Source organism: Mycobacterium sp. AMU20-3851, assembly GCF_043974665.1.
GTDB lineage: Bacteria > Actinomycetota > Actinomycetes > Mycobacteriales > Mycobacteriaceae > Mycobacterium.
Genome location: NZ_CP146371.1, coordinates 1556157 through 1578075, shown reverse-complemented (window position 1 = coordinate 1578075; position 21919 = coordinate 1556157). Strand labels below are relative to the sequence as shown.

Here is a 21919-nt window from a genome sequence, read left to right as displayed (position 1 = left end):
GATCTACTCGGGCTTGCTCCGGTTCTTCTTGGACAACCGGAATTCCGGAGGGAACTTGCTGTCGTTGTCGTTGACGGCGGCCGACAGCCCGGAGTCGATCGACTCCATCATGTCCAGATCGTCGTCGTGATCGTTGGCCACCCCGTTGCCCATCGACTCGAAGAACGCGGACAGCAGGCTGCCCATGTACTCGCCCTGCTGCTGCTTGAAGATCTCGAAAAACATCTTCTGCTGAAACACGGTGTCCACCGGCCGGTTCCGGGCGCAGGCCAGTGCATACTTCTGCGTCTCGGCCTCCAACTGGTCCCGGGCGACCACCTTGTTCAGGAAGTTGCAGTCATACATCTCGGCGGCCGTGAACGGCCGGCCGGTGAAGACCATCTCCTGGAACTTGCGCAGCCCCATCATCTGCACCCAGGTCCACATCCGCGGCCCCCAGCCGTGATAACGGAAGGACGGATGCCCGAACAGCGCATCGTCGCTGGAAATCACCAGATCGGCGTCCGCGCACTGGTAGAAGTGCCAGCCGTAGCAGTAGCCCTTCGCCTCCACGATGCTGATCTTCTTGAAGTCCTGCAGGGCGCGGTTGCCGGCCTGGGAGTTGGCGTACCACGAACTGATGGTGGCGCCGTTGCGGAAGGTGCCCTTGGGCGGGTAGGTGACTTCCCCGACCCCGTCGTCCTCGAGGCGCAGTTCGGCCAGGCGCACGGCCGGATTGTCGTTGCCTTCCATGAATTCCGGCAGGTCCGCGCCGCTGCCCAGGTTGTCCCCGACGCCGCGGATGATCACGACCTTCACATCGTTGTCGGCGTTGGCCGCACGCAACACGTCGGCGTAACGCAGCCGGGCCATCGAGGTCGGCGCGTTGAGGAACTCCGGCCGGTTGAACGTGATGGTGGCGATCTTGGTCTTCGGGTCCTTCTCGTAGAGGATGATCTCCTCGGGGCTGGGCCGCTCTGCGGCGGGGCGCTGGATCCGCTCAGCCATGAACGGCCTCACCGTAGGCCGGGGCAGCCGACATCACATCGGCGCCGTCGGCGGTGATCAGGACCGCGTCACGGGTGAACACCGCCCCGACTCCTTCTTCCCACACATAGGCGGTCACCGCCATCACCATGCCTTCCTCGAGAATGTCTGCCTCCGCGGTGGCCCGCAGAGCCGGTGTCACCACCGGCGGGTCGAAACCGAGCCCGAGGCCGTGCGCCACGGGGATCGCCGGTAGCGATTCGCCGGACTGCAGGTAGGCATCCAGCAATCCGCTCGTCGGTGTGCCGGGCCGGCAGGCCTGCAACAGCCTGTCCCACAGGTCGTCTCGGCGGCGGTACAGGGCGCGCACCGCATCGGTCGGCTCGCCGACGTGCAGGGTGCGGGCGACCTCGGCGACATACCCGTCGGCCAGCACCCCGGCCGACAGGGCCACCAGGTCACCGTCGCGGACCGCGCCGTCACCGTCGGCACGACGCCAGGGATGTTGTTTCGACGTCACCCAGGCCGCGTCCTGAGTGGCCGGGGTGCTCACTCCGCCGGCGGCCTCGGCCTCCAGGACCGCACCGGAGAGCGCCCCCTCGGTGGTGTCCGGACCGAGCGCGGCGACACCCGCGGCCAGGCCCTGCTCGGCCACCCCCAGTGCGCGTCGCAACGCCTGGACTTCCTCGGTTGTCTTCACCCGACGGGCGGCCTGCATGGCCGGTTCGGCGTCGACCAACTCCGCGTTCGGGAAGGCCATCGGAAGCAGCTGGGCGAACATCGGTGTCAGCGCGTCGGTTCCGACCCGACGCACGGTGTCCGCGCCCTCGATGTTCTGCAGGATCCCGACCAGGGTCATCGGGTTCCACGCGAACCCGTACAGATTCTCGTGTGGGATCTCCTCCGGGATGCCCTCGTCCCAGGTGCTGTTCAGGTGGATCTCGCCGGTGGCCCGCACGAACTCGCAGATCGGCCCGAACGGCCGGGTGCCCACCACCCACAGTTGCGGGGCGCCGGTGATGTAGCGGACGTTGGCCTGCCTGCCGAGCACCAGCATGTCGAGGTCGTGTGCTTCCATCTGCGCGAGTGCGCGCTCCCTACGGCTCATCCGCAACGCCCGGCCGTCGGCCTCGATCTCAGTTCCCACCGGACACCTCATAGGGGTCGTACGGATAAGCGGTCAGCGGCATCCAGCCGCCCTCGGTGACCACCACGATCTCCTCGCCGCGGTAGCCGCCGGTGCCGTCCTCCCACACCACCGGCTCGAACACCAGCAGCATGCCGGCCGGGAAGACGAACTTGTCATCCCAGTCCTGGCCGAGATCGGTGCCGATCATGGGCATCTCGGCGGCACTCGTGCCGATGCCGTGGCCCAGGTAGAAGTGCGGTAGCCACGGCTTGTGCCCGCCCGCGGCTGCGGTCGCGGCCCGCCCGAGATCACCGCAGGTGGCGCCGGCCCTGGTCACGGCCAGCACGGCGTCCACGATGGTGCGCCACTTGTCGAACTGCTCCTGTTGGGCCGGGGTCGGGTCCTGCCCGACGATCCAGGTGCGGCCGTGGTCGGAGCAGTAGCCGTGGTAGGCGATGGACACGTCGGTCCACAGCACATCGCCCTGCTGCACTTCGCGTTCGGTGGTCAGCAGCGGCAGCGCCAGATCGCCGGTGGTAGTCCAGGTGCCCTCGGCCTTCGAGGTGGGCATCACCTGCCAGATGGAGTCGAACATGTTGGTGGTGGCGCCGAGTTCGAAGGTGCGGCGCACGAACTCGGCGGACAGGTCGATCTGGCGGGCGCCGGGTGCCAGCGATCGCTGGATCTCGGCGACGGCCTGTTCGGTGATCTGGCAGGCCCGCCGGATGCAGGCGATCTGGTCGATGGTCTTGACCAGTTTCGCCGCGCCGATCACCGGTGCGGCATCGACCGGCCGGGTGGGGAACAGCGCTGTGCCGGCGCGACGCATGGATCCGGTCAGTTCGTCCACACCGACGGTGGCACCGGAGGGCACCAGCCCCGCCAGGATCTTGCCGAATTCGGATACGCCCTCGTCGAATTCGAGGTAGACGGGTCCGTGTAGGTGATCGGTGGGCAGCCCGGTCTCCGAGGCGGCGCCTTCCCGGAACGGCAGGAACAGGTGCGGATGCTCGTCGCCGGCCAGCACGATCGCCACCGGGCGCTCGACGTGCGAGAGTCCGGCGTCGGCCAGCGGCCAGCTGATGCCGGTGGCGTACATGACGTTGCTGTTGCCCAGCAGCACCAGCGCGTCGACACCCTGCTCGGCCATCGCCGCCTGCAGGCGTGCACCGACCTCCCGGCGTAACCTCGCGAAGTCCGGTTCGGCCGGGATGTCCAGCCAGCTGTAACCGGTCCGGGCGATCTGAGTGACACCGGACTGTGTCGCAGTGCTCATGCGCGATCCGCTCCGCTGCTCGCTGACGCCGTCATGACAAGCCCAGGAACTTCTGGATGTTGGTGGAGACGATCTTGGTGGCGGCCTCCGCACCGACCGCGTCGACGACGGTGGACAGTGACTTCTCCGAGTAGCCGAACGTGGACTCGTTGTGCGGGTAGTCGCTGGACCACATCACGTTGTCCACGCCGATGTCGTCGATCAACCGCAGCCCCAGCGGATCCACCATGAACGACGCACTCATGTGGTTGTTCCAGTAGTGCCGGATATCGTGCTGCAGCTCGTGATTGAACATGTGCCGGTAGGAGGCCAGCAGATGTTCACCGTCCTGCAGTGCCGTCGGCACCCACGCGATACCGCCCTCGAACCAGCCGACGTTGAGCTTCGGATGACGGTCCAGGATGCCGGAGAACAGGTACTTGGCGAACTGTTCGCGGAACGAGTCGACGTTGACCATCATGCCGACCACCACGCTGTTGTTCTCACACGGCGTCTTGGGTGGGGTTTCGCCGATGTGGTGGCTGACCGGCAGTCCGGCGTCCTCGATCTCGTCCCACACCGCATCCATCTCGGTGCTGCCGTAGTCGTAGATGTTGCCGTCGTCGTCCTTGCCCGGGTTCAGCGGAAGCAGGAACGTCTTGATCCCCAGGGACTTCAGTTCCGAGAGGGTGGCGCGGGTCCCCTTGGGATCCCACCAGTTGATCAGCCCGACACCATAGAAGTGTCCGTTGCTGCGCTCCTGCAGATCGGCGATGTGCTCGTTGTAGATGCGGAAGACCCGCTCGCGCAACGATTTGTCCGGGTAGTGGAAGAGCGCCAGCACCGCGTTGGGGAACGCCAGTTCCTTGTCGATGCCGTCCTCTTTGAGCTCCCGGATACGGGCTTCGATGTTGTTCGACGCGGCGCCGGCCAGATCGTCGTACTGCATGAGCACCCGGCCGAAGTCACCACCGGTCCAGGCCTTGCCCTTCATCCCGACCATGTAGGCGCCGTCCTCGTACCAGATCCTCGGCGCGGCACCCTTGAGCTCTTCGGGGAAGCGGTCATAGAAGATGTCGTCGGCGACCGAGATGTGGTTGTCGGCCGAGAAGATCTCGGTGCCGGCCGGTAGTCCGGCCAAGCCGTCCTTCGACGCGTGTCCCTTGCGGTGCTTGGGTGCTCCGAAACCCTCGGGCGGATAGAGAGCGGTGGCTGTAGACATTCGATGTCTCCGATCGGACTGGACTGTGGGCTGAAGGTTCGGGGAACTACCAGGTGACCGGCAGTTCGTAGACGCCGTACGCGAGGCGGTCGTGTTTGAAGGGCACCTCGTCGAACGGGATGGCCAGACGCATCGTGGGGATGCGGCGCAGCAGGGTGTGGAACACGATCTGCAGTTCGGCGCGGGCCAACTGCTGGCCGACGCATTGATGCCGGCCGTAACCGAAGCCGAGTTGCTGCCCGGCGTTCTCGCGGTTCAGGTCCAGCTTGTCGGGTTGCGGGTAGGCCTTGGCGTCCCAGTTGGCCGGGGCCAGGTCGATGATGATGCCCTCGCCGGCGCGGATGGTCTCGCCGCTGATCTCGATGTCCTCGATGGCCACCCGGCGCTGACCGTTCTGGATGATCGAGAGGTACCGCATCAGTTCCTCGACCGCGTTCGCGATGACCTTGGGGTCCTCGGTGTTGCGCAGGAAGTCGGCCTGTTCCGGATTCTCCAGTAGCGCAAGAACACCGATACCGATGACGTTGGCGGTGGTCTCATGGCCGGCGATCAGCAGGCCGGTACCCAGCTGGGCGGCCTCCTTGACGCTGATCTCCCCGGCGGTGACGCGCTCGGCCAGATCCGACACCGCGTCCTCGGCGGGCTCGGCCTGCTTCTTCTCGATGAGGTCGATCAGGTACTGGTGCAGGCTCATCGCGCCCTTCTGCATGGCGTCCGCGGCGGCGTAGCGGGCCAGGCCGGCGTTGGCGTGCTCCTGGAAGAACTCGTGGTCTTCGTAGGGCACACCGAGCATCTCGCTGATCACTACCGTGGGCACCGGCAGCGCGAGCTTGTCCACGATGTCGGCGGGCTGCGGGCCGGCCAGGATCTCGTCGATGCACTCGTCGGTGACCTTCTGGATGACCGGGCGCAGCCCCTCCACCCGCCGGAAGGTGAACGGCTTGGACAGCATTCGGCGGAAGCGGGTGTGCTCCTCGGCATCGGAGGTGAACACCGAACGGGGCCGCTTGTCCACGGTGGCCAGCATGTGCTCGTTCCAGTGCGGGAAGCCGGAGCGGCGGTCGTCGACGCTGACCCGGGAGTCGGCGAACAGGGTGCGGGCCTCCTCGTAGCCGGTGATCAGCCACGGTGTGTCGCCGTTCCAGATCTTCACCCGTGACAGCCCTTTGGCGTTGCCGAGCATCTGTGGAGGAGGCGCGAACGGGCAGCGCAGATCGCGCTCCATCGGGTAGTCGGGGATATCAACTTCGGTCAGCGTTTCCGACATGTCATTCCTCAATATTGATGGCAAGGGCTGGGCAGGCCGCCGCGGCGGCGCGGGCATTGTCGGCCTGATCGGGGCCGGGCTCGGGTACCAGAAGTTCGACGACGCCGTCCTCGTCGCGCTGGTCGAACAGGTCCATCGCGTTCAGGACGCACTGCCCCGATGAGACGCATTTGTCTTGGTTGACGGTGATTTTCATGCCGACGCCCCGGTGACCGGGGCCATCCACAGCCCGACGATCGCGTCGATGAGTCCGGCACCGGCGTCGGCCCAGGTCCGGCCGGCCGGCGCGGCGCCCGCGGTGAGTGCCCGCTCCCGGTCGGCACAACTGTGCATCAACAGGTTTCGCGCCATGATGTTGCGCTCGTAGGTGACCTCGGCCGGCAGGTCGGGCAGGCAGCGGTTGATGCCCTCGATCACCTGGACCAGCGATGCCGAACTCAGCGCATCCTTGACCACGATGCCGTGATAGGCGGGGTCGGTCATGGCCTGCGCGGCGAACCGGGCGTACCAGGTCGGGTTGCCGAGCGCGTCCAGGTGGTCGGTGAGCGGGCGCACCAGGCACCCCACCCAGCCACGCAGGTCGGTCTGCGTGTCGGTCTGGGCGATCAAGCGTTCGCGGATCGCCTCGATGGGCTCGCGGTGCCGCTGCTCGATGGCGCGCACCAGGTCGGTCTTGGTGCCGAAGTGATAGCCCACGGCGGCGTTGTTCCCTTGTCCGGCAGCCTCACTGACCTGCCGGTTGGAGACGGCGAAGACACCGTGTTCGGCGTAGAGCCGTTCGGCTGCGGTGAGGATGGCCTCCCGGGTGGTGCTGGCCCGGTCGGTGCGCAGGGGTCTGGCCGCGGTCACCGTTACAGTCAACGCCCCTCCTGTAATTAAGTCAAGCAGTTGATTTAATCTCCGCCGAGCCGCACAAACGGGCCGAGAAGTACGAGAGAAATCCACCAAAACGTTCGTCTCGGCGGCCGCTCAGGACTTGCGGACGATCACCTTGCCGGCCACCGTGCCGCCATCGATGGGCAGGATCGTCCCGGTGACGTAGCGGGACTTGTCGGTGGCGAAGTACAGCGCGGCCTCGGCGACGTCGTCGACGGTGCCCTCCCGCTTGAGCGGCCGGTCGTTGCGCATCTGGGCACGGATCTTCGCCTCGAACTCCTCGAGGCGTTCCCGGTCCTCCCCGGCCGCACTCTTGCGCACGATCGCGGTGCGGATGTTGCCCGGAGCGATCGCGTTGACCCGGATCTCGTGGTGCGCCAACTCGATTGCCACCGACTTGGTGAACTGGATGACGGCGGCCTTGGACGCCCGGTAGGTCTGCACTCCCCCACCGGCCTGGATGCCGCCGATGGAGGTCAGGTTGATGATCGAACCGCCGCCGTGCTCGGCCATGTGCCGGGCGGCGTCGCGGGTACCGGCCATCACCGCACGCAGGTTGACACGCAGCACGGAGTCGAAGTCGGCCAGATCGTCGTCGAGGAACCGGCGGTGCATGGTGCCCGACACCCCGGCGTTGTTCACCATGACATGCAGACCGCCGAAGTCGGTGACGGCGGTGTCGATGAGCGCGGCCACCTGGCTCAGGTCCGTGACGTCGCTGACCAGAAACCGTGCCGCCGAACCGAGTTCGGTGGCCAGCGCCTTCCCACCCTCGGCGTCGACGTCACCGAAGACCACCTGGGCACCCTCGGCGACGAACCGGCGCACCAGGCCCGCGCCGAGACCGGAGGCCCCGCCGGTGATGACGGCGACCTTGCCTGCCAGTTCGCTCATGACACGCCTTTCAGAAAGTCCAGCAGCAGTTCGTTGACGGCCTCGGGTGCCTCGATGTGCGGGCAGTGCCCGGCTCCCGGCACCACGGCCGAAGTGGCCCCGCGGATCTGGCTCGCAATTTGCGCGGCCCAACCCGGGGGCAGCAGTTTGTCGGCGCCGCCCTCGATCACCAGCACCGGCACGGCGATCCGCTCGTAGGCCCGCACACTCGACGGTGTCGGCGGGGCGTCCAGGCCGGGCCGACGGAACCGCGCGGCCGCCAACGACTCCCAGGCCCCCGGCGCGATGCTGGATTCGTAGCGCCGCTGCACGTACGCGTCATCGGCCGGATAGGCCGGATCGGCGAACAGGGCCGCGACTATCGCGCGCATCGCGTCGAAGGTGGCGTCGTAGTCGTACAGGGCGCCGACATGTTCGTTGCGTTGGATGTCCCCGCCCCCGCAGATGGCCACGAGGGAGCGCACCGGCAGCACCGGTCGCTCGGAGGTGGTGTCGACCAGCAGGTTGATCGCGCCCATCGAGTTGCCCACGAAGTGCGCCGCGGCCACACCGAGCACCTCACAGAACCGGGCGATGTGCCGGATCCGCATGCCGCGCCCGTCGGTGAAGTCGACGACCTTGGCCGACTCCCCGAACCCCAGCATGTCCGGCGCGAGCACCCGGTAGTGCTCGGCGAGCGTGGAGATGGTGTTCTCCCAGGCGATCTCGGCGCACCCGCCGAACTCACCACCGTGCAGCAGCACGACGGGATCGCCGGTGCCCGCCTCCAGATAGCTGGTGGTCAAGCCGTCGACTGTGACGGTCTTGCGGTCAAAGCTCATTTGATCGCAATCGGGCTCACCGGGGCCCCGACGGCCCCCACCACCTTCAGCGGTGGTGCGATCAGCTGGAACTCGTACACCCCGTCCGCCGCGCAGTCGGCGGCCAGCGCGCCCAGATCCCAGTACTCGCCCAGCATCAGACCCATATCGCGTAGGCACAGCATGTGCATCGGCAGGAACGTGCCCTCCACCCCGTTGGCGGGATCGGGGTCCTCCACCATCAGGTTGTCGGCGGCCACGGCCGCCACCTCGTGGTCGTGCAGCCAGGACGCGCACGTCCAGTCCAGACCCGACCCGGGCTCCTGGCCGTCACCGGTGGTCAGGAACCGCGTCCACCAACCGGTGTGCACCACCACCACATCGCCGCGGCGAATCTCTATGCCCTGCTTGGCCACGATGTCGTCGAGTTCGGCCGGCGTGATCGGGTTGCCGGGTTCGCAGTACACCTCGGCGCCGCGGTGTGCCACCACGTCGAGCAGCACACCGCGGGAGGTGATGCCCTTGGCGTCGACCTTGTCGATACCGCAATGGTAGGCCCCGAAGCTGGTCACCGAATCGGCCGGAAATCCGTTGTACAGCTTGTCTTCGTAGTAGACGTGCGACAGCGCATCCCACTGGGTGGCGGCCTGCAGCGGCATGGTGATCATGTCGTCGTTGAACCGGAAGGGGTTGTCCACGAAGAACGCGCTGAGGTCCTGCGCCACGGAGTTGCGCGCCCAGTCCGGCGCATACTTCACCAGGGTCTCGGCATCACCGCCGTCCACGGTCATCACGTGCACCGGGTTCTGCCGGAACTTGAAGGCACCCTGCGGCCCGTTCGAGCCGAAGTCACCACCCAGGGAGATGACGGCGCCCTTCTTCACGGTCGCCGCCGCCTCGGCCACCTTGTCCGCGGTGATGAAGTTCAGGGTGCCGAGTTCGTCGTCGTCGCCCCAGCGCCCCCAGTTGCGGACGTCGTCGGCGACGCGACGGAAATCTGTCATGCTGGCCACTATTCGGGTACCTCCAGTGCCGTCTGCGCCGTCTCCGACGGCAGTGTCGCGGCGATCTTACCGGCGACACTGCCGCCATCGACCCAAATCACCTGTCCGGATATGTAACTGGCCGCCGGACTGTTCAGGAACGCCAGCACCGAGGCTTGCTCGTCGGGTCCGCACACGTGGCCCAGCAGGGTCGGGAACGCGTCGAGATAGTTCTGCCCGTAGGCCGACTTCAACTGGTCCAGGATCGGTGTCTCGGTGACGCCCGGCCCGGTGCAGTTGATCCGAATGCCCCGCTCGCCGAGGTCCAGCGCGCGCTTCATGCCGTAGAGGATGACGGCCTCCTTGGACAGCCGGTATCCGCCGTCGGCCAGTGCGTCCGGGTGCGCCTCACACCACGAAATGCCTTCGGCCATCGAGCCGGTCGCGAGCAGACCCGCGGACACGGCAGTGTTGGCGAGGTAGTTCGACGCGGCCAACGACGACACGTTGGCGATGGCCGAACCGGGTTTCATCCGGCCCACCAGGGCCTCGGTGAAATGCCGCATGCCGAGGAAGTTGATCGTCACCACCAGCAGAGGGTTGCCGATTCCCGAGGACACCCCGGCCACATTGAACAGCGCGTCCACCGGGTCCTCGATCGCGCCGACGGCCGCATCGATCGACGCGGCATCGGAGAAGTCCACCTCGATGAACGCGGCGGGAGGCCGGTCGGGCCGACGCAGGTCGAGCCCGGTGACGTGGGCGCCGAGTTCGGCCAGCTGGTCGGCGAGGTGCGCGCCGATCCCGGACGCGCACCCCGTCACCACCACCCGGCGGCCGTCATACCGCCAGCGATCAGACGTCATCGACGATTCGCCCCGTGCGCGTCGGTCACGTCAGCCCTTCGCCTCGCGCTGGTCCTTCTCCAGCTGGGCGGCCTTGACGCGGCCCTCGTTGATCTCGGCCATCGCCTCCGGGATCTCCCCCGCGGTGAACTTGCCGCCGCGGCCGGTGGGCAGACCGCCGAACGAGTACGTCTCGTCGAACAGCGGAGCGTCCGAGGGACGGCGGCGGGCCTCGACCTTCTCGATCACCGGTGCCAGCCGGGTGGCCTTGGCCGCCACCGCCTTGGCATCCCGCTCGATGAACTCGGGCAGGATCTCCTTGCCCATGATCTCGATGGACTCCATGGTGCCCTCGTGACTGCGCGGGTTCAGCAGCAGAATGATCTCGTCGACGCCGCTGGCCTCGTAGCCGCGCAGGAACTCGCGCACCGTCTCCGGAGAGCCGATGGCGCCGCGCCCCGGGCCGTAGGCCAGGGTGGGATCCTCCTTGACCGCCTCCTGGTAGAGGTCCCACACGCCGGTGCGCCCCGGAGTGTGCATACCGGTCAGGTAGTAGTGCATGATGCCGAACGAGAAGAAGCCGCCCCCGGTGCCCAGCCGCTTGAGAGCCTCCTCGTCGGTCTTGGCCACCATCATCGACAGGTCGCCGCCGATGGCGAGGATGTTCGGGTTGATGGCCGGCGTGACAGGTGCACCGGCCTCCTCGAATTCCTTGTAGTAGCCGTCCACCCGGTCCTTGAGCGCCTCCGGACCGGTGTAGGCGAAACTCAGTGCGCCGATGGCCTTCTGGGCGGCCATCTGCACCGACGACGGGCGGGTGCAGGCCACCCACACCGGCGGGTGCGGCGACTGCAGCGGCTTGGGGATGACGTTGCGGGCCGGCATCTCGACGTGCTCGCCCTTGAACCCGGTGAACGGCGCCTCGGTCATACAGCGGATGGACACCTCGAGGGCCTCCTCCCACATGGTGCGCTTGTCCGCCGGGTCGATATCGAAGCCGCCCAGTTCGGCCACCGAGGAGCCCTCACCGGTACCGAACTCCACCCGCCCGTTGGACAGGTGGTCCAGGGTGGCCACCCGCTCGGCGATGCGCGCCGGATGGTTGATCGGCGGCGGCAGGTGCATCACACCGAAACCCAGCCGGATGTCCTTGGTGCGCTGGCTGGCCGCGGCCAGGAACATCTCCGGCGCGGTGGAGTGGCAGTACTCCTCCAGGAAGTGGTGCTCGGTGAGCCAGACCGTGGAGAACCCCGCCTTGTCCGCCGCCTCGACCTCGTCCAGACCGTGCTGGAACAGCTGGTGCTCATCGTCCTCGGACCACGGGCGCGGCAGCGGGAATTCGTAGAACAGCGAGATCTTCATGCGGTTACCTCTCTATTGGAGTTCTCAGATATGTGTTGTGCCGCAACGTAGCCAAACGTCATGGCAGGTCCGATGGTGGCGCCGGCGCCGGCATAGCTGCGTCCCATCACCGCCGCCGAGGTGTTACCGGTGGCATAGAGACCGGTGATGACGCTGCCGTCCTCGCGCAGGACTCTGGCGTGTTCGTCGGTCAGCAACCCGCCGGACGTGCCGAGGTCACCGAGGATGATCTGGAATGCCAGATACGGCGGCTTGCCCAGCGGAGCCAGATTCGGGTTCTCCAGGGTGGGGTCGCCGTAGTAGTTGTCGTATGCGCTGTCCCCGCGGTTGAAGTCGTCGTCGTGACCGTGGCGGGCCAGCTGGTTGAACCGCTCGGCGGTACTGCGCAATTCGGCCGGCGGGACTCCGATCTCGGTGGCCAGTTCCTCGAAGCTGCCGGCGGTCTTGACGATCCCGGAGTCCAGCCAGGCCTGCGGGATCTTGCGGCCGGTGGGCACCGGGGCGAACGGCACCTTGGGGATCGGCAGATGACCGCCGACGACATAGCGGTGAAACGACGCGATGTCGGTGACCAGCCAGCACGGGATGTGCTGTGTGCCGGACTGCTGGCCCTCGATCATGGCGTGCGCGAAGTCCATGTAGGGCGCCGCTTCGTTGATGAAGCGTCTACCCGCGCCGTTGACCACGAACTGCGCGGGCATCATGCGTTCGTTCAGCATGAACTGCAGCCGGCCGTCGGGCCAGCACATCGCCGGGAACCACCATGCCTCGTCGAGCAGATCGGTGGCGGCACCGACCTTCTCACCGGCGCGGATCCCGTCGCCGGTAGCGGCCGGATTGCCGAAGCTCCAGTCCTTCTCCAGCAGCGGGAGGTACCGGCGACGCCACTCCATGTCGTGGTCGAAGCCGCCGGTGGCCAGCACCACACCGCCGCGGGCGGCGATACGGATCGGCTTGCCGTCCCGTTCGACCACGGCGCCGACCACGGTCCCGTCGACGTCGGTGATCAGTTCGGTCATCGGGGCTGACAGCCACAATGGGATGTCGTGCTCGGAGAGGGCCAGCCGCATCCGGGCCATCAGCGACTGGCCGATGGCGGCCATCCGATCTCCGAACACCCGGGCCCGGAACATCCGCCAGATCAGCTTGACCAGCACGGCTTTGCCGCGCCAGTTCTGCCGGACCTGATAGAACAGCCGAAGGTCCTTCGGGGCGAACCATATTCCCTTCGGGGCCAGCGCGAGCGGGGCGAGCAGATTCTGCTCCTCCTCGCCGAGCTTGCGCAGGTCGATCTCGGGCACGTTGATGGTGCTGCCGCGCTCGGACCCGCCGGGCAGTTCGGGGTAATAGTCGGCATAACCCGGTTTCCAGACGAATTCGAACCAGTCGCTGGAGCGCTCCAGGAAATCCATCATCTCCGGTGCGGCGTCGACGTAGGTGCGCAGCCGGGCGTCACTGACCAGCCCGCCGGTGATGGTCTTCAGGTACTCGAACACGCCGTCGGGGTCCGGGGTGTAACCGGCCCGGCGCTGTGACGGCGCCCCGGGAACCCAGATGCCGCCGCCGGGCAGGGCGGTGGACCCACCGAACTTGGCCGACTTCTCCACGATCAGGGTGGACAGCCCGGCGGCCTTGGCCTTCAGCGCCGCGGTCATGCCGCCGCCACCGGACCCGATCACCAGGACGTCGACGGTGTGGTCGTACTGCCCGCCACCTTCACTCATGTAAGCACCGCCGTCCGGATCGCGAAGCCCGCGATCAAATCTGGAGCAGCGCGGTAGTAGCGCTGCTCGGTCCGATAGCTGCCCTGGGCCGACAGCGCCGCGAACGCGGCTACCCAGGTCCGTATTTCGTGCGCGGAGTTGCCGGCCGCACCGGCGATCCACTCGTTGGTCCAGCCGTCCACCTCGGCGATGCGGCCGTCGTCGAGCAGGTCGAGGAATGCGTGATCCCAATCCGGGTTCAATGGCTGCAGCGGGCTCTCGCCGTGCGCGAAATCGTGCGCGGCGGCGATCACCGCCTCCTGGCGGGCCGCGCGCGCCTCCGGGGTCATCGGCTTACCCCCGACGATCCGTTCCAGCGCGGCCGGCGGCGCGGTCGCCAGCGTCGGGACCGGCGGATCATGCGACAACCCACCCGAGCCGAGCAGCAGGACCCGTTTTCCCAGGGTGCCAAGATGCTTCCCGATGGCGCTGCCGAGCGCCCGGGTCCGTTTCAGCGGCCCCAGCGGGGTGGCCACGGAGTTGATGAACACCGGCACGATCGGGGGCGCGTTGAGCCCGGATTGCCCGTCTCCGAAGAGGATCTCCAGCGGTTGGACCGTGCCGTGGTCGACGTCCATGGCCGCCGACAGCGATACGTCCACCCCGTCGTCCCAGGCCGCGGTGGCGATGTCGGTCGCGAGCTGGGCGTCCACGCCCAGTGGACCCGACAGGGTGCCGTAGTCGCCGACACCGGTGGCGGCGGTGCCGATGCAGAACGGTGGCATCAGCCGGTAGAAGAATCCGTTGTAGTGGTCCGGGGAGAACACCACCACCAGTTCGGGATCGAACTCCTGCACGAATGCCCGGGTCTGCACCAGTTGGGTTCTGATGTCGTCAAGAAGCTCCGCCGACGGTCCGGGCAGATTCAGCAGGGGGCTGTGCGACATGCAGCAGAGGGCGACTGGGGACATGGGTTTCACCTCCCGCCGTCAGGTAGAGGGCGTCGAACAGTTTGGTGCTCGTCTCATCGGACAGCTGGGCGATGCAGGACGCCGCGATACACCGGTCCGGGCGGAGGAACAGCACCGATTCGCTGTGCGCGTCGAAGAACTTCTTCAGCGCGCCGGTCCGGTCACCCACCACGGTGACGTCCGGATCGTCGTGCCCGGTCCAGTTCAGCTGGGTGTTCGGCCGCACTTCGATCAGCTTGGCGCCCAGTGCTTTCCACCTGGCCGCGATGTCGTCACCGAGCAGGGCGCGCGGGTTGTTGTTCCAGGCCAGTACCGCGAAACCGGTGCCCAGCACGTCGTCGAGCAGGACGTTCTGCGCGGTGCGGGTGTCCACATTCGGTTGGATGAACAGCGTTCCGGTCGGCGAGCCGGCCGCCGGTTCACCGTCGTGCACGACGGCACCGGTGTCATAGCGCGGCATCGGTTTGAACCGCATCTCCAGCACGTATCGCTTCAGCGTCGGCACCACCGACGCTCCCCGGATCACCTTGTCGCGCAAGGTGGCGACCCGCGGATTGGTGGGTGAGATGACCCGGCCCACCAGGGTGGACAGGTCGATCATCGCCCGGGCGTGCTTGCGGCGTTCGGCGTCATAGCTGTCCAGCAGTCCGTCGGTGGCCTCGCCCTTGACCACCGCGGCGAGCTTCCAGCCCAGGTTGGCCGCGTCCCGGATACCGCTGTTGTAGCCCTGGCCCTGCCATACCGGCATGAGGTGCGCGGCATCGCCACCGAGCAGCATGCGGCCCTTGCGGAACGAGCCTGCGATCCGGGAGTGGTGGGTGTATACCCGGTGCCGGATGATGTCCACCTGGTCCGGGTGCGGTACGAACGGGGCGAGCATGCGCGCGATGAACTCCGGCTGCTCCACCTGCTCGTCGGTCTCGTCGGCGTGGATCATGAACTCGAAGCGCCGGACTCCGTGCGCGATCGAGATGGATGCGTACGGGCGGCGCGGGTCGGCGCCCACCTCGCTGTTGGGGTGGCCGAGCGGATCGGAGGCGAGGTCGACGACCAGCCAGCGCGTCGCCGACGTGGTGCCTTCGAAGGACACCCCCATCAGGTGGCGGGTGGCGCTGCGGCCGCCGTCGCAACCCACCAGGTACTGGGCGCGCAGGCTGGACAACTCACCGCCGGTCACCACGTCCGCGGTGACGCCGTCGGCGTCCTGGACGCAGTTCTCCATCCGGGTGCCCCAGCGCACGTCGACATGGTCGAACCGGTCGAGTCCACGCAGCAGTTCGGCGTCGACGAGCGGTTGGACGAACCCGTTGCGCTTCGGCCAGCCGAATCGGGCGTCGGGAGGCGCCATCTCGGCGAGCAGCCGACGTTTGCCGTCGAAGAACCGCAGGATCTGGTTGGGCACGGTGTGCGGCAGGATCGCCTCGACCAGCCCGATGGACTGGAAGGTGCGCAGCGATTCGTCGTCGAGTCCGACCCCGCGCGGATAGTCGATCAGCGTGTCGCGGTCCTCCACGACCAGCGTCCGGACTCCTTGGAGGCCAAGGATGTTGGCCAGGGTGAGCCCGACCGGGCCGGCGCCGACAATCAGGACATCGACCTGCTGACTCATGACTTACCCAGCAGGAAGTCGATGTGCAGGCGGTTGAACGTCTTGGGGTCCTCATACTGCGGCCAATGCCCGCAGCCTTCCATCACCTCGAAGCGCGCACCCGGGATCATCTCCGAGATGCGTCGCCCCTCGCTGACGTCGGCAGTCGGGTCATCGCTGGTCCACAACACCAGGGTGGGTGCCGTGATGGCGCCGTAGTCGGCGGGCGTGATCAGGTTGCGGGCCCGGATCTCCGGGTCCTGCAGCGCCATGATGTCGCTCATCGCAGCGACGAAACCCGGTTGTTGGTACACCTTCTGGCGGCTGGCGACGATGTCGTCATAACCCTTGGACTTGTCGGCCATCAGCCACTTGATCCGCGCCTGCACGGTGTCCCAGTCCGGGTTCTCGGCGGCGGCCATCGACAGTGTGATGATGCGTTTCATCACCTCGGGGTCGGCCTGCGACCCGCCGGCGGTGTTGAGCACCAGCCGCTCGATGCGGTCCGGGTGTTCGGCGGCCGCGCGGGAGGCGACCCACCCGCCCAGCGATTCCCCGGACAGGTACACCTTCTGCGCGCCGATGGTGTCGAACACGGCCAGCAGGTGATCGACGTAGTGCGACACCTCCAGCGGGTGACCCGGCTTGTCGGTGTAGCCGTGGCCGAGCATGTCGATCGACCAGGTGGAGAAGTGTTCGGCGTGGGCCTCAAGATTGCGCACGTACGCCTCGGCATGGCCGCCGGATCCGTGCAGCAGCACCAGAGCCGGCTTACCGGCGTCGCCTGCGTGCAGGTACCGGGTCCGCACCCCGCCCGCGTCGAGGTAACCCTGGGAGAAGGGCACGCCCTGCAGATCACTCCACACGCTTTCATGAACCGGCGCCGCCGCCATGCCACTCCTCCCGCTTCCGCCTGTGCGGAAATGCCATTCTCGCTATCGGGCAATCTTATGTGCTAATATCGAACACTAATGTGCACTATCTATAGAGCATCACTCTCGCAATGACGTCTGTCAAGGGACTAGGCCCAAGCTCAGGGCCCGAATCTGCGGCCGCGACCACCGGCCGTCCCGCGGCCGGCTCACAGACGCTCGCCCGGGGGCTTTCCGCGTTACAGGCGGTGGCCAGCGCACCCTCGGGTGTCACGGCCGCCGAGGTCGCGGACTTCGTCGGTGTGCACCGGACCATCGCCTACCGACTGCTGAGCACCTTGGCCCAAGCCCGTTTCGTGACCAAGGGCACCGACGGCAAGTACCGGCCAGCCGCGGCCCTGGCCGTCCTCGGCGCGTCCTTCGACAACAACGTGCGCCAACTGGCCGTCCCGACACTGCGATTACTGGCCGACGACCTGGGCACCACGGTGTCGCTACTGGTCGCCGAGGGCGATCAACAGGTCGCCATCGCCGTCATCGTGCCGACCTTGGTCTTCTACCAACTGTCCTTCCACGAGGGCAGCCGCCACCCGCTGGAGCGCGGAGCGGCGGGCGCGGCACTGCTGGCCAGCATGCCGCCGCGCCCCGGCGAGCGCGAACTCGTACGGCAGGCCCGCGAGCAGGGCTGGGTCATCACCCACGGTGAGATCGAACCGGACACCTACGGTCTGGCCGTTCCGGTCCGCCGCCGCCCGCCGTCCCCGCCGACCTGCATCAATCTGATCTCCCACCGGGAAGACGTCGTCCTCAACGGACGCGACGCGGTGGTGCGAGCGGCCAAACAACTCTCCGACATCCTGAGCTGACCGGAAGGACTGTGGCAGTGCCCGATTCACAAACGTCCGATTCACAGAAGTCCGAATCAGAAACGATCCCGTGGGACCAGGAGTACGACGTGGTCGTCCTGGGTAGCGGCGGCGCCGGACTGTCCGCCGCGCTGACCGCCGCGACCAACGGTGCCCGGGTCGCGATCTTCGAGAAGGCCCCCACCGTCGGCGGCACCACCGCGGTGTCGGGTGGCATCACCTGGATCCCCGCACACGGCCGGCTCGCCGGCACCGAGTTGTCCGTCGAGGATGCGCTGGCCTACCTGGAAGCACAGTCGCTGGGGGCCATGGACCGCGAACTCGTCGAGACGTTCGTGCGTACCGGCCCGGCGATGCTGGATTATCTGGAACAGCACAGCGATCTACGGTTCGAGATCGCCGAGGGCTTCCCGGATTACAAGCCCGAGCTGCCCGGCGGACGGCCCGGGGGTGGACGGTCGCTGGCAGCCGCCCCGTTCGACCTGGCCAAGCTCGGCGACTGGGCCGGCCGCATCACCGCCTTCCCGGTGGACTTCAGCAATGTCGGTATCGATGCCGAGACCCGCGCCCGCATCCACGCCGCCGCCGACGACCTCGAGGGTGACTACTGCGTGGCCGGGGCCGCCCTCATCGCCGGACTGCTCAAGGGACTGCTGGACCGCGGCGTCACCCCGGCCACCGAGGCCCGCGCGGTGGAGCTGTTCGGTTCCGCCGACGGCATCACCGGCGTACGGATCCAGCAGCACGGCAAGGACATCCGCGTCCGGGCCCGGCGCGGTGTCATCCTGGGCACGGGCGGCTTCGAATGGGACGCCCGACTGGTCGAGGCCTACCTGCGCGGTCCGATGCGCGGTGCGGTGTCCCCGCCCAACAACACCGGGGACGGTCTGCGGATGGCCATGGCGCACGGCGCCGACCTGGCGAACATGGGCGAAGCGTGGTGGGTGCCGATCGTTCGGATTCCCGGCGACACCCTGGGCGGGCACCCGCGCAGTCGCAGCGTGCGACTGGAGCGCACCCGTCCGCGCAGCATCATCGTCAACCGTGCCGGACGGCGATTCCTCAACGAGGCCGGCGAATACAACTCGATGGCCGGGCCGTTCCACCACCTCGATCCGCGGGCCGGATACCTCAACGACCCGGCCTGGATCGTCTTCGACGCCGGCCACCTCAAGCGCTACGGCTTCCTGGGCGTGGAACCGGACGCACCGGCACCGGACTGGTTCAACGAATCGGCGAGCCTGGACGCATTGAGCGCCAAGATCGGCGTCGCCGCCGAGGGACTGCGCCGCACGGTCGAAGCCTGGAACGCCAATGTGGCCGACGAGATCGATCCCGACTTCGGCCGGGGCGCAAGCGCATACGACGGGTACTGGGGTGACACATCGGCGCCGACCCCGGCGCTGCAGACCCTCGGCCCGCTGGACACCGCACCGTTCTACGCGGTGCCGGTGGCCGTCGGCGCGATGGGCACCAAGGGCGGCCCACGCACCGATCGCGACGGCCGGGTGCTGCACGTCAGCGGAAAGGTCATCCCCGGGCTGTTCGCCGCAGGCAATGCAATGGCCGGGGTGACCGGGAAGGCCTACGGCGGCGCGGGCGGCACGCTCGGGCCGGCGATGACGTTCGGTTACCGCAGCGGGTACGCAGCCGCCACCGGCGAATCCGCCCCCATCCCCTGACCTCCCCGAGCGATTTGTGGAGTCCCACCCAGCACGGGTGAGACTCCACAAATCGTGAAAAAGATCTAGGGCTGGTCCTTGACGGCGGGCTTGGGCGGCTCGGCGGTGCGCCAGTCGATCAGCCCGTCCTCGGCCAAGCCGACCGGGAATCCGTTCTCGTGCACCTGCGCCCAGTGACTGTGGTTCAGCTCGTGCAGTGTGAAGCAGGCGTTCAGTGAGTTGTAGAAGCCCTGGTTGTCCTGGGTCTGGTTGACCGATTCCTTGATCAGCAACGCCGCCATGGTCGGCACCTGGGCGATACGGCGGGCGAACTCCAGTGTCTTGTCGGCCAATTCGTCACTCGGGAAGATCTTCGACACCATGCCCAGCTGATGTGCCTCCTCCACCGACAGCGTGTCGCCGGTGAGCATCAGCTCCTTGGTCTTGCGGGCACCGAATTCCCATGGATGTGCGAAGTATTCGACACCGCACATGCCCAGCCGGGTGCCGACGACATCGGTGAACCGGGTGTTGTCGGCCGCGACGATCAGGTCGCAGGACCACATCAGCATCAGCGCGGCCGCGTACACGTCGCCGTGCACCGAGGCCACCGTGATCTTGCGCAGATTGCGCCAGCGCCGGGTGTTCTCGAAGTAGTGATGCCACTCCTGCAGCATCAGGCTCTCCGCACCCTTGCGGGTCCCGCCGTTGACCGTGAAACTCGGATGCTGGTCCGGCCCAGGGGTGTATTCCGCGCGCTGCACCTTCGAGCCGACGTCGTGCCCGGCGGAGAACATCGGGCCGTTGCCGCCGAGAATCACCACACGCACGGTGTCGTCGGCCTCGGCACGCAGGAAGGCCTCGTGCAACTCGACCAGCATGCCGCGGTTCTGCGCGTTCCGGGCCTCCGGCCGGTTCAGCATGATGCGGGCGATGGTGCCCTCATCCAGGGTTTCGTACGTCACGAAGCGATAGTCGTCAGCCATGAATCGGACTCTATTCCTATGAGAATGGCGTTACCGATGGGCCCCCGCGGACGAGGGCCCGCCGGCGACGTCAGAGCGAGAGGATGGTCGCCGATGCGGTGCCGGGCGCGCCGTACACCTGAGCCAACCCGACCCGCGGGTTGCCGGGAACCTGACGCTCCCCCGCTTCGCCACGCAACTGCCGGACCAGTTCGTGCATCTGGCGCAGACCGGACGCACCGATGGGCTCGCCGTTGGCGATCAGACCGCCGTCGGTGTTGACCGGGATCCTGCCGTTGATCTCGGTGGCACCGTCGATCAGCATCTTCTCCTGATCGCCGTCGGCGCACAGCCCGGTCTCGGCCATGTGGATGACCTCGGCGCCGGCGTCGGTGTCCTGCAACTGCGCGATGTCGACGTCCTCGGGTCCGATACCGGCGGCCTCATAGGCCGCCTTGGCGGCGAACACCGTCGGTGAGGGATCCTCGTCCAGCGGTGCGGAGGTGGCGTGCACCTCGTAGGCGCCGAAGGTGCGGGTGCGAATCTCGCTGGCGCGCACGTAGACCGGCTTGTCGGTGTACTTGTGCGCGATGTCCGCGCGGCACATGATCACCGCCGCGGCCCCCTCGTCGGGCGCGCAGAACATGTACTGCCGCAGCGGGTAGTTCAGCACCGGCGAGGCCATGATCTCCTCGACGGAGATCTCCTTGCGCCGGAACGCATTCGGGTTCAACTCACCGTTGCGGAAGTTCTTGTTGGCCACCCGCGCCAGCGTCTCCTCGGAGATACCGTGCTTGTGGATGTAGTGGTTGGCCTTGATCCCGAAGAACTTGGTGGTGACGAACTGACCGTTGTTGGCATACCACTGCGGCAGCGCGAGTTTGGCCGGATCGTCGGTGAACGCGCCGCGCGGGTGCTTGTCCAGCCCCACCGCGATGCCGATGTCGTACTTGCCCAACCGGATGGTGTCCGCAGTCTGCTGGATGGCACTGGCCGAGGTGGCACACGCGTTGAACACGTTGGTGAAGGTGATGCCGGTCAGCCCGACCAGCCGGGTCACGGCGTCGGGGTTGGACACCTCGTAGCTGCCGCCGAAGCCGAACTGGATGTCCTTCCACTCCACGCCGGCGTCCTGGAGCGCACCCTGGATCGCCTCGGCGCCCATCTCCATCGCGGTCTTGTCGAAGCGGCCGAACGGGTGGATACCGACGCCGATGATGGCTACGTCATTGCTCATGTGTATCAGCCTCTCTAGACCGGCTTGAACCAGAAGGTGACGAGCTCGTCGCCCTCGGCATCGGTGGCGAACGGCTCCATGGTCAGCTCGACCTCCATGCCGAACTTCAGCTTGGCGGGATCGTTCTCGGTGAGCCGGCCTTCGACGCGGATCAGGTCACCGAGTTGCACGAGTCCGACCCCGAACGGCTCGAAGTCCTTTCCGGTGGGGCCGGCGTACGGCGCCCCGGGCGGGAATCCCTGCGTGGTCCAGGCGATGACGGTGCCGCGCCTGGGCAGCAGCAGGTCCGACATCTCGGCCTTGCTGCACTTGGGGCAGTGCTGCTGACGCGGGAATGTCGTCGCGGAACAGGCACCGCACTGGCTGCCGATGAGCTGGGGGTTCTCATCGGGCCAGGTGGAGATCTCGGGGGCAAGCGCCTTCTGCATCAGGCTCCTCGGCTACCAGGAAGAATTCA

General features: G+C 67.2%; 21 protein-coding genes. 2 read left to right on the top strand and 19 right to left on the bottom strand.

The features are described 5' to 3' along the window. Nucleotides 1-3: 3 nt before the first annotated feature. The 16 genes from V4U86_RS07710 to V4U86_RS07635 all read right to left on the bottom strand — a co-directional run bounded on the left by V4U86_RS07710 (nucleotide 4) and on the right by V4U86_RS07635 (nucleotide 16754). Entirely contained in the window at nucleotides 4-987 is a 984-nt protein-coding gene (locus tag V4U86_RS07710; protein WP_395310675.1) for an enoyl-CoA hydratase/isomerase family protein, read from the bottom strand. Further along, nucleotides 980-2113 (bottom strand): M24 family metallopeptidase, encoded by a 1134-nt coding sequence (locus V4U86_RS07705; protein ID WP_395310674.1) that lies wholly within the window; start codon nucleotides 2111-2113, stop codon nucleotides 980-982. The genes V4U86_RS07710 and V4U86_RS07705 overlap by 8 nt, the downstream gene beginning before the upstream one ends. After that, on the bottom strand, nucleotides 2103-3371 hold the full coding sequence (locus V4U86_RS07700; protein ID WP_395310673.1) for a M24 family metallopeptidase: 1269 nt from the start codon (nucleotides 3369-3371) through the stop codon (nucleotides 2103-2105). Before V4U86_RS07700 ends, V4U86_RS07705 begins: the two co-directional genes overlap by 11 nt. 31 nt (nucleotides 3372-3402) lie before the next feature. Further along, complete coding sequence (locus tag V4U86_RS07695; RefSeq protein WP_395310672.1) at nucleotides 3403-4572, bottom strand: amidohydrolase family protein; 1170 nt, start codon at nucleotides 4570-4572, stop codon at nucleotides 3403-3405. A 46-nt stretch (nucleotides 4573-4618) separates the two neighbouring features. After that, the gene (locus tag V4U86_RS07690) at nucleotides 4619-5839 is read right to left on the bottom strand and encodes a cytochrome P450 (protein WP_395310671.1); all 1221 of its coding nucleotides are present in this window, start codon (nucleotides 5837-5839) and stop codon (nucleotides 4619-4621) included. Between the two features lies 1 nt (nucleotide 5840). Then, entirely contained in the window at nucleotides 5841-6035 is a 195-nt protein-coding gene (locus tag V4U86_RS07685) for a ferredoxin (protein WP_395310670.1), read from the bottom strand. Beyond that, entirely contained in the window at nucleotides 6032-6700 is a 669-nt protein-coding gene (locus V4U86_RS07680; RefSeq protein ID WP_395310669.1) for a TetR/AcrR family transcriptional regulator, read from the bottom strand. The genes V4U86_RS07685 and V4U86_RS07680 overlap by 4 nt, the downstream gene beginning before the upstream one ends. A 108-nt stretch (nucleotides 6701-6808) precedes the next feature. Then, nucleotides 6809-7609, bottom strand: a complete 801-nt coding sequence (locus V4U86_RS07675) for an SDR family NAD(P)-dependent oxidoreductase (RefSeq protein ID WP_395310668.1) — start codon at nucleotides 7607-7609, stop codon at nucleotides 6809-6811. After that, nucleotides 7606-8430 (bottom strand): alpha/beta fold hydrolase, encoded by an 825-nt coding sequence (locus V4U86_RS07670; protein ID WP_395310667.1) that lies wholly within the window; start codon nucleotides 8428-8430, stop codon nucleotides 7606-7608. The genes V4U86_RS07675 and V4U86_RS07670 overlap by 4 nt, the downstream gene beginning before the upstream one ends. Continuing rightward, nucleotides 8427-9413 carry a cyclase family protein gene (locus V4U86_RS07665; protein WP_395310666.1) on the bottom strand — a complete coding sequence of 329 codons (987 nt, stop codon included), beginning with the start codon at nucleotides 9411-9413 and terminating at the stop codon, nucleotides 8427-8429. Before V4U86_RS07665 ends, V4U86_RS07670 begins: the two co-directional genes overlap by 4 nt. 8 nt (nucleotides 9414-9421) lie before the next feature. Then, on the bottom strand, nucleotides 9422-10258 hold the full coding sequence (locus V4U86_RS07660) for a coniferyl-alcohol dehydrogenase (RefSeq protein WP_395310665.1): 837 nt from the start codon (nucleotides 10256-10258) through the stop codon (nucleotides 9422-9424). 30 nt (nucleotides 10259-10288) lie between these two features. Next, nucleotides 10289-11599 carry an LLM class flavin-dependent oxidoreductase gene (locus V4U86_RS07655; RefSeq protein WP_395310664.1) on the bottom strand — a complete coding sequence of 437 codons (1311 nt, stop codon included), beginning with the start codon at nucleotides 11597-11599 and terminating at the stop codon, nucleotides 10289-10291. Further along, the gene (locus V4U86_RS07650; RefSeq protein ID WP_395310663.1) at nucleotides 11596-13323 is read right to left on the bottom strand and encodes an FAD-binding protein; all 1728 of its coding nucleotides are present in this window, start codon (nucleotides 13321-13323) and stop codon (nucleotides 11596-11598) included. The genes V4U86_RS07655 and V4U86_RS07650 overlap by 4 nt, the downstream gene beginning before the upstream one ends. After that, complete coding sequence (locus V4U86_RS07645; protein WP_395310662.1) at nucleotides 13320-14249, bottom strand: 3-carboxyethylcatechol 2,3-dioxygenase; 930 nt, start codon at nucleotides 14247-14249, stop codon at nucleotides 13320-13322. Before V4U86_RS07645 ends, V4U86_RS07650 begins: the two co-directional genes overlap by 4 nt. Further along, a complete protein-coding gene (locus V4U86_RS07640) occupies nucleotides 14197-15882 on the bottom strand; it encodes a bifunctional 3-(3-hydroxy-phenyl)propionate/3-hydroxycinnamic acid hydroxylase (RefSeq protein ID WP_395310661.1) in 1686 nt (561 codons plus the stop codon). Before V4U86_RS07640 ends, V4U86_RS07645 begins: the two co-directional genes overlap by 53 nt. Then, entirely contained in the window at nucleotides 15879-16754 is an 876-nt protein-coding gene (locus V4U86_RS07635) for an alpha/beta fold hydrolase (protein ID WP_395310660.1), read from the bottom strand. Before V4U86_RS07635 ends, V4U86_RS07640 begins: the two co-directional genes overlap by 4 nt. Before the next feature lie 110 nt (nucleotides 16755-16864). Between V4U86_RS07635 and V4U86_RS07630 the strand changes: the two genes are divergently transcribed. Both V4U86_RS07630 and V4U86_RS07625 read left to right on the top strand, forming a co-directional pair. Further along, nucleotides 16865-17599, top strand: a complete 735-nt coding sequence (locus V4U86_RS07630; RefSeq protein WP_395310659.1) for an IclR family transcriptional regulator — start codon at nucleotides 16865-16867, stop codon at nucleotides 17597-17599. Nucleotides 17600-17616: 17 nt separating this feature from the next. Continuing rightward, nucleotides 17617-19281, top strand: a complete 1665-nt coding sequence (locus tag V4U86_RS07625) for an FAD-dependent oxidoreductase (RefSeq protein WP_395310658.1) — start codon at nucleotides 17617-17619, stop codon at nucleotides 19279-19281. 65 nt (nucleotides 19282-19346) lie between these two features. Here the strand turns inward: V4U86_RS07625 and V4U86_RS07620 are convergent, their stop codons facing one another. The 3 genes from V4U86_RS07620 to V4U86_RS07610 form a co-directional block, all read right to left on the bottom strand. Then, nucleotides 19347-20246, bottom strand: a complete 900-nt coding sequence (locus V4U86_RS07620) for an enoyl-CoA hydratase (protein WP_395310657.1) — start codon at nucleotides 20244-20246, stop codon at nucleotides 19347-19349. Nucleotides 20247-20316: 70 nt separating this feature from the next. Further along, the gene (locus V4U86_RS07615) at nucleotides 20317-21462 is read right to left on the bottom strand and encodes a thiolase family protein (protein ID WP_395310656.1); all 1146 of its coding nucleotides are present in this window, start codon (nucleotides 21460-21462) and stop codon (nucleotides 20317-20319) included. A 14-nt stretch (nucleotides 21463-21476) separates the two neighbouring features. Then, nucleotides 21477-21890, bottom strand: a complete 414-nt coding sequence (locus tag V4U86_RS07610) for a Zn-ribbon domain-containing OB-fold protein (RefSeq protein ID WP_395310655.1) — start codon at nucleotides 21888-21890, stop codon at nucleotides 21477-21479. Between the last annotated feature and the right edge of the window lie 29 nt (nucleotides 21891-21919).

Coding starts and splice junctions, on each gene's coding strand:
- V4U86_RS07710 (WP_395310675.1), bottom strand. CDS start 987: ATGGCTGAGCGGATCCAGCGCCCCGCCGCAGAGCGGCCCAGCCCCGAG.
- V4U86_RS07700 (WP_395310673.1), bottom strand. CDS start 3,371: ATGAGCACTGCGACACAGTCCGGTGTCACTCAGATCGCCCGGACCGGT.
- V4U86_RS07695 (WP_395310672.1), bottom strand. CDS start 4,572: ATGTCTACAGCCACCGCTCTCTATCCGCCCGAGGGTTTCGGAGCACCC.
- V4U86_RS07690 (WP_395310671.1), bottom strand. CDS start 5,839: ATGTCGGAAACGCTGACCGAAGTTGATATCCCCGACTACCCGATGGAG.
- V4U86_RS07685 (WP_395310670.1), bottom strand. CDS start 6,035: ATGAAAATCACCGTCAACCAAGACAAATGCGTCTCATCGGGGCAGTGC.
- V4U86_RS07675 (WP_395310668.1), bottom strand. CDS start 7,609: ATGAGCGAACTGGCAGGCAAGGTCGCCGTCATCACCGGCGGGGCCTCC.
- V4U86_RS07670 (WP_395310667.1), bottom strand. CDS start 8,430: ATGAGCTTTGACCGCAAGACCGTCACAGTCGACGGCTTGACCACCAGC.
- V4U86_RS07665 (WP_395310666.1), bottom strand. CDS start 9,413: ATGACAGATTTCCGTCGCGTCGCCGACGACGTCCGCAACTGGGGGCGC.
- V4U86_RS07660 (WP_395310665.1), bottom strand. CDS start 10,258: ATGACGTCTGATCGCTGGCGGTATGACGGCCGCCGGGTGGTGGTGACG.
- V4U86_RS07655 (WP_395310664.1), bottom strand. CDS start 11,599: ATGAAGATCTCGCTGTTCTACGAATTCCCGCTGCCGCGCCCGTGGTCC.
- V4U86_RS07650 (WP_395310663.1), bottom strand. CDS start 13,323: ATGAGTGAAGGTGGCGGGCAGTACGACCACACCGTCGACGTCCTGGTG.
- V4U86_RS07645 (WP_395310662.1), bottom strand. CDS start 14,249: ATGTCGCACAGCCCCCTGCTGAATCTGCCCGGACCGTCGGCGGAGCTT.
- V4U86_RS07640 (WP_395310661.1), bottom strand. CDS start 15,882: ATGAGTCAGCAGGTCGATGTCCTGATTGTCGGCGCCGGCCCGGTCGGG.
- V4U86_RS07635 (WP_395310660.1), bottom strand. CDS start 16,754: ATGGCGGCGGCGCCGGTTCATGAAAGCGTGTGGAGTGATCTGCAGGGC.
- V4U86_RS07630 (WP_395310659.1), top strand. CDS start 16,865: ATGACGTCTGTCAAGGGACTAGGCCCAAGCTCAGGGCCCGAATCTGCG.
- V4U86_RS07620 (WP_395310657.1), bottom strand. CDS start 20,246: ATGGCTGACGACTATCGCTTCGTGACGTACGAAACCCTGGATGAGGGC.
- V4U86_RS07615 (WP_395310656.1), bottom strand. CDS start 21,462: ATGAGCAATGACGTAGCCATCATCGGCGTCGGTATCCACCCGTTCGGC.
- V4U86_RS07610 (WP_395310655.1), bottom strand. CDS start 21,890: ATGCAGAAGGCGCTTGCCCCCGAGATCTCCACCTGGCCCGATGAGAAC.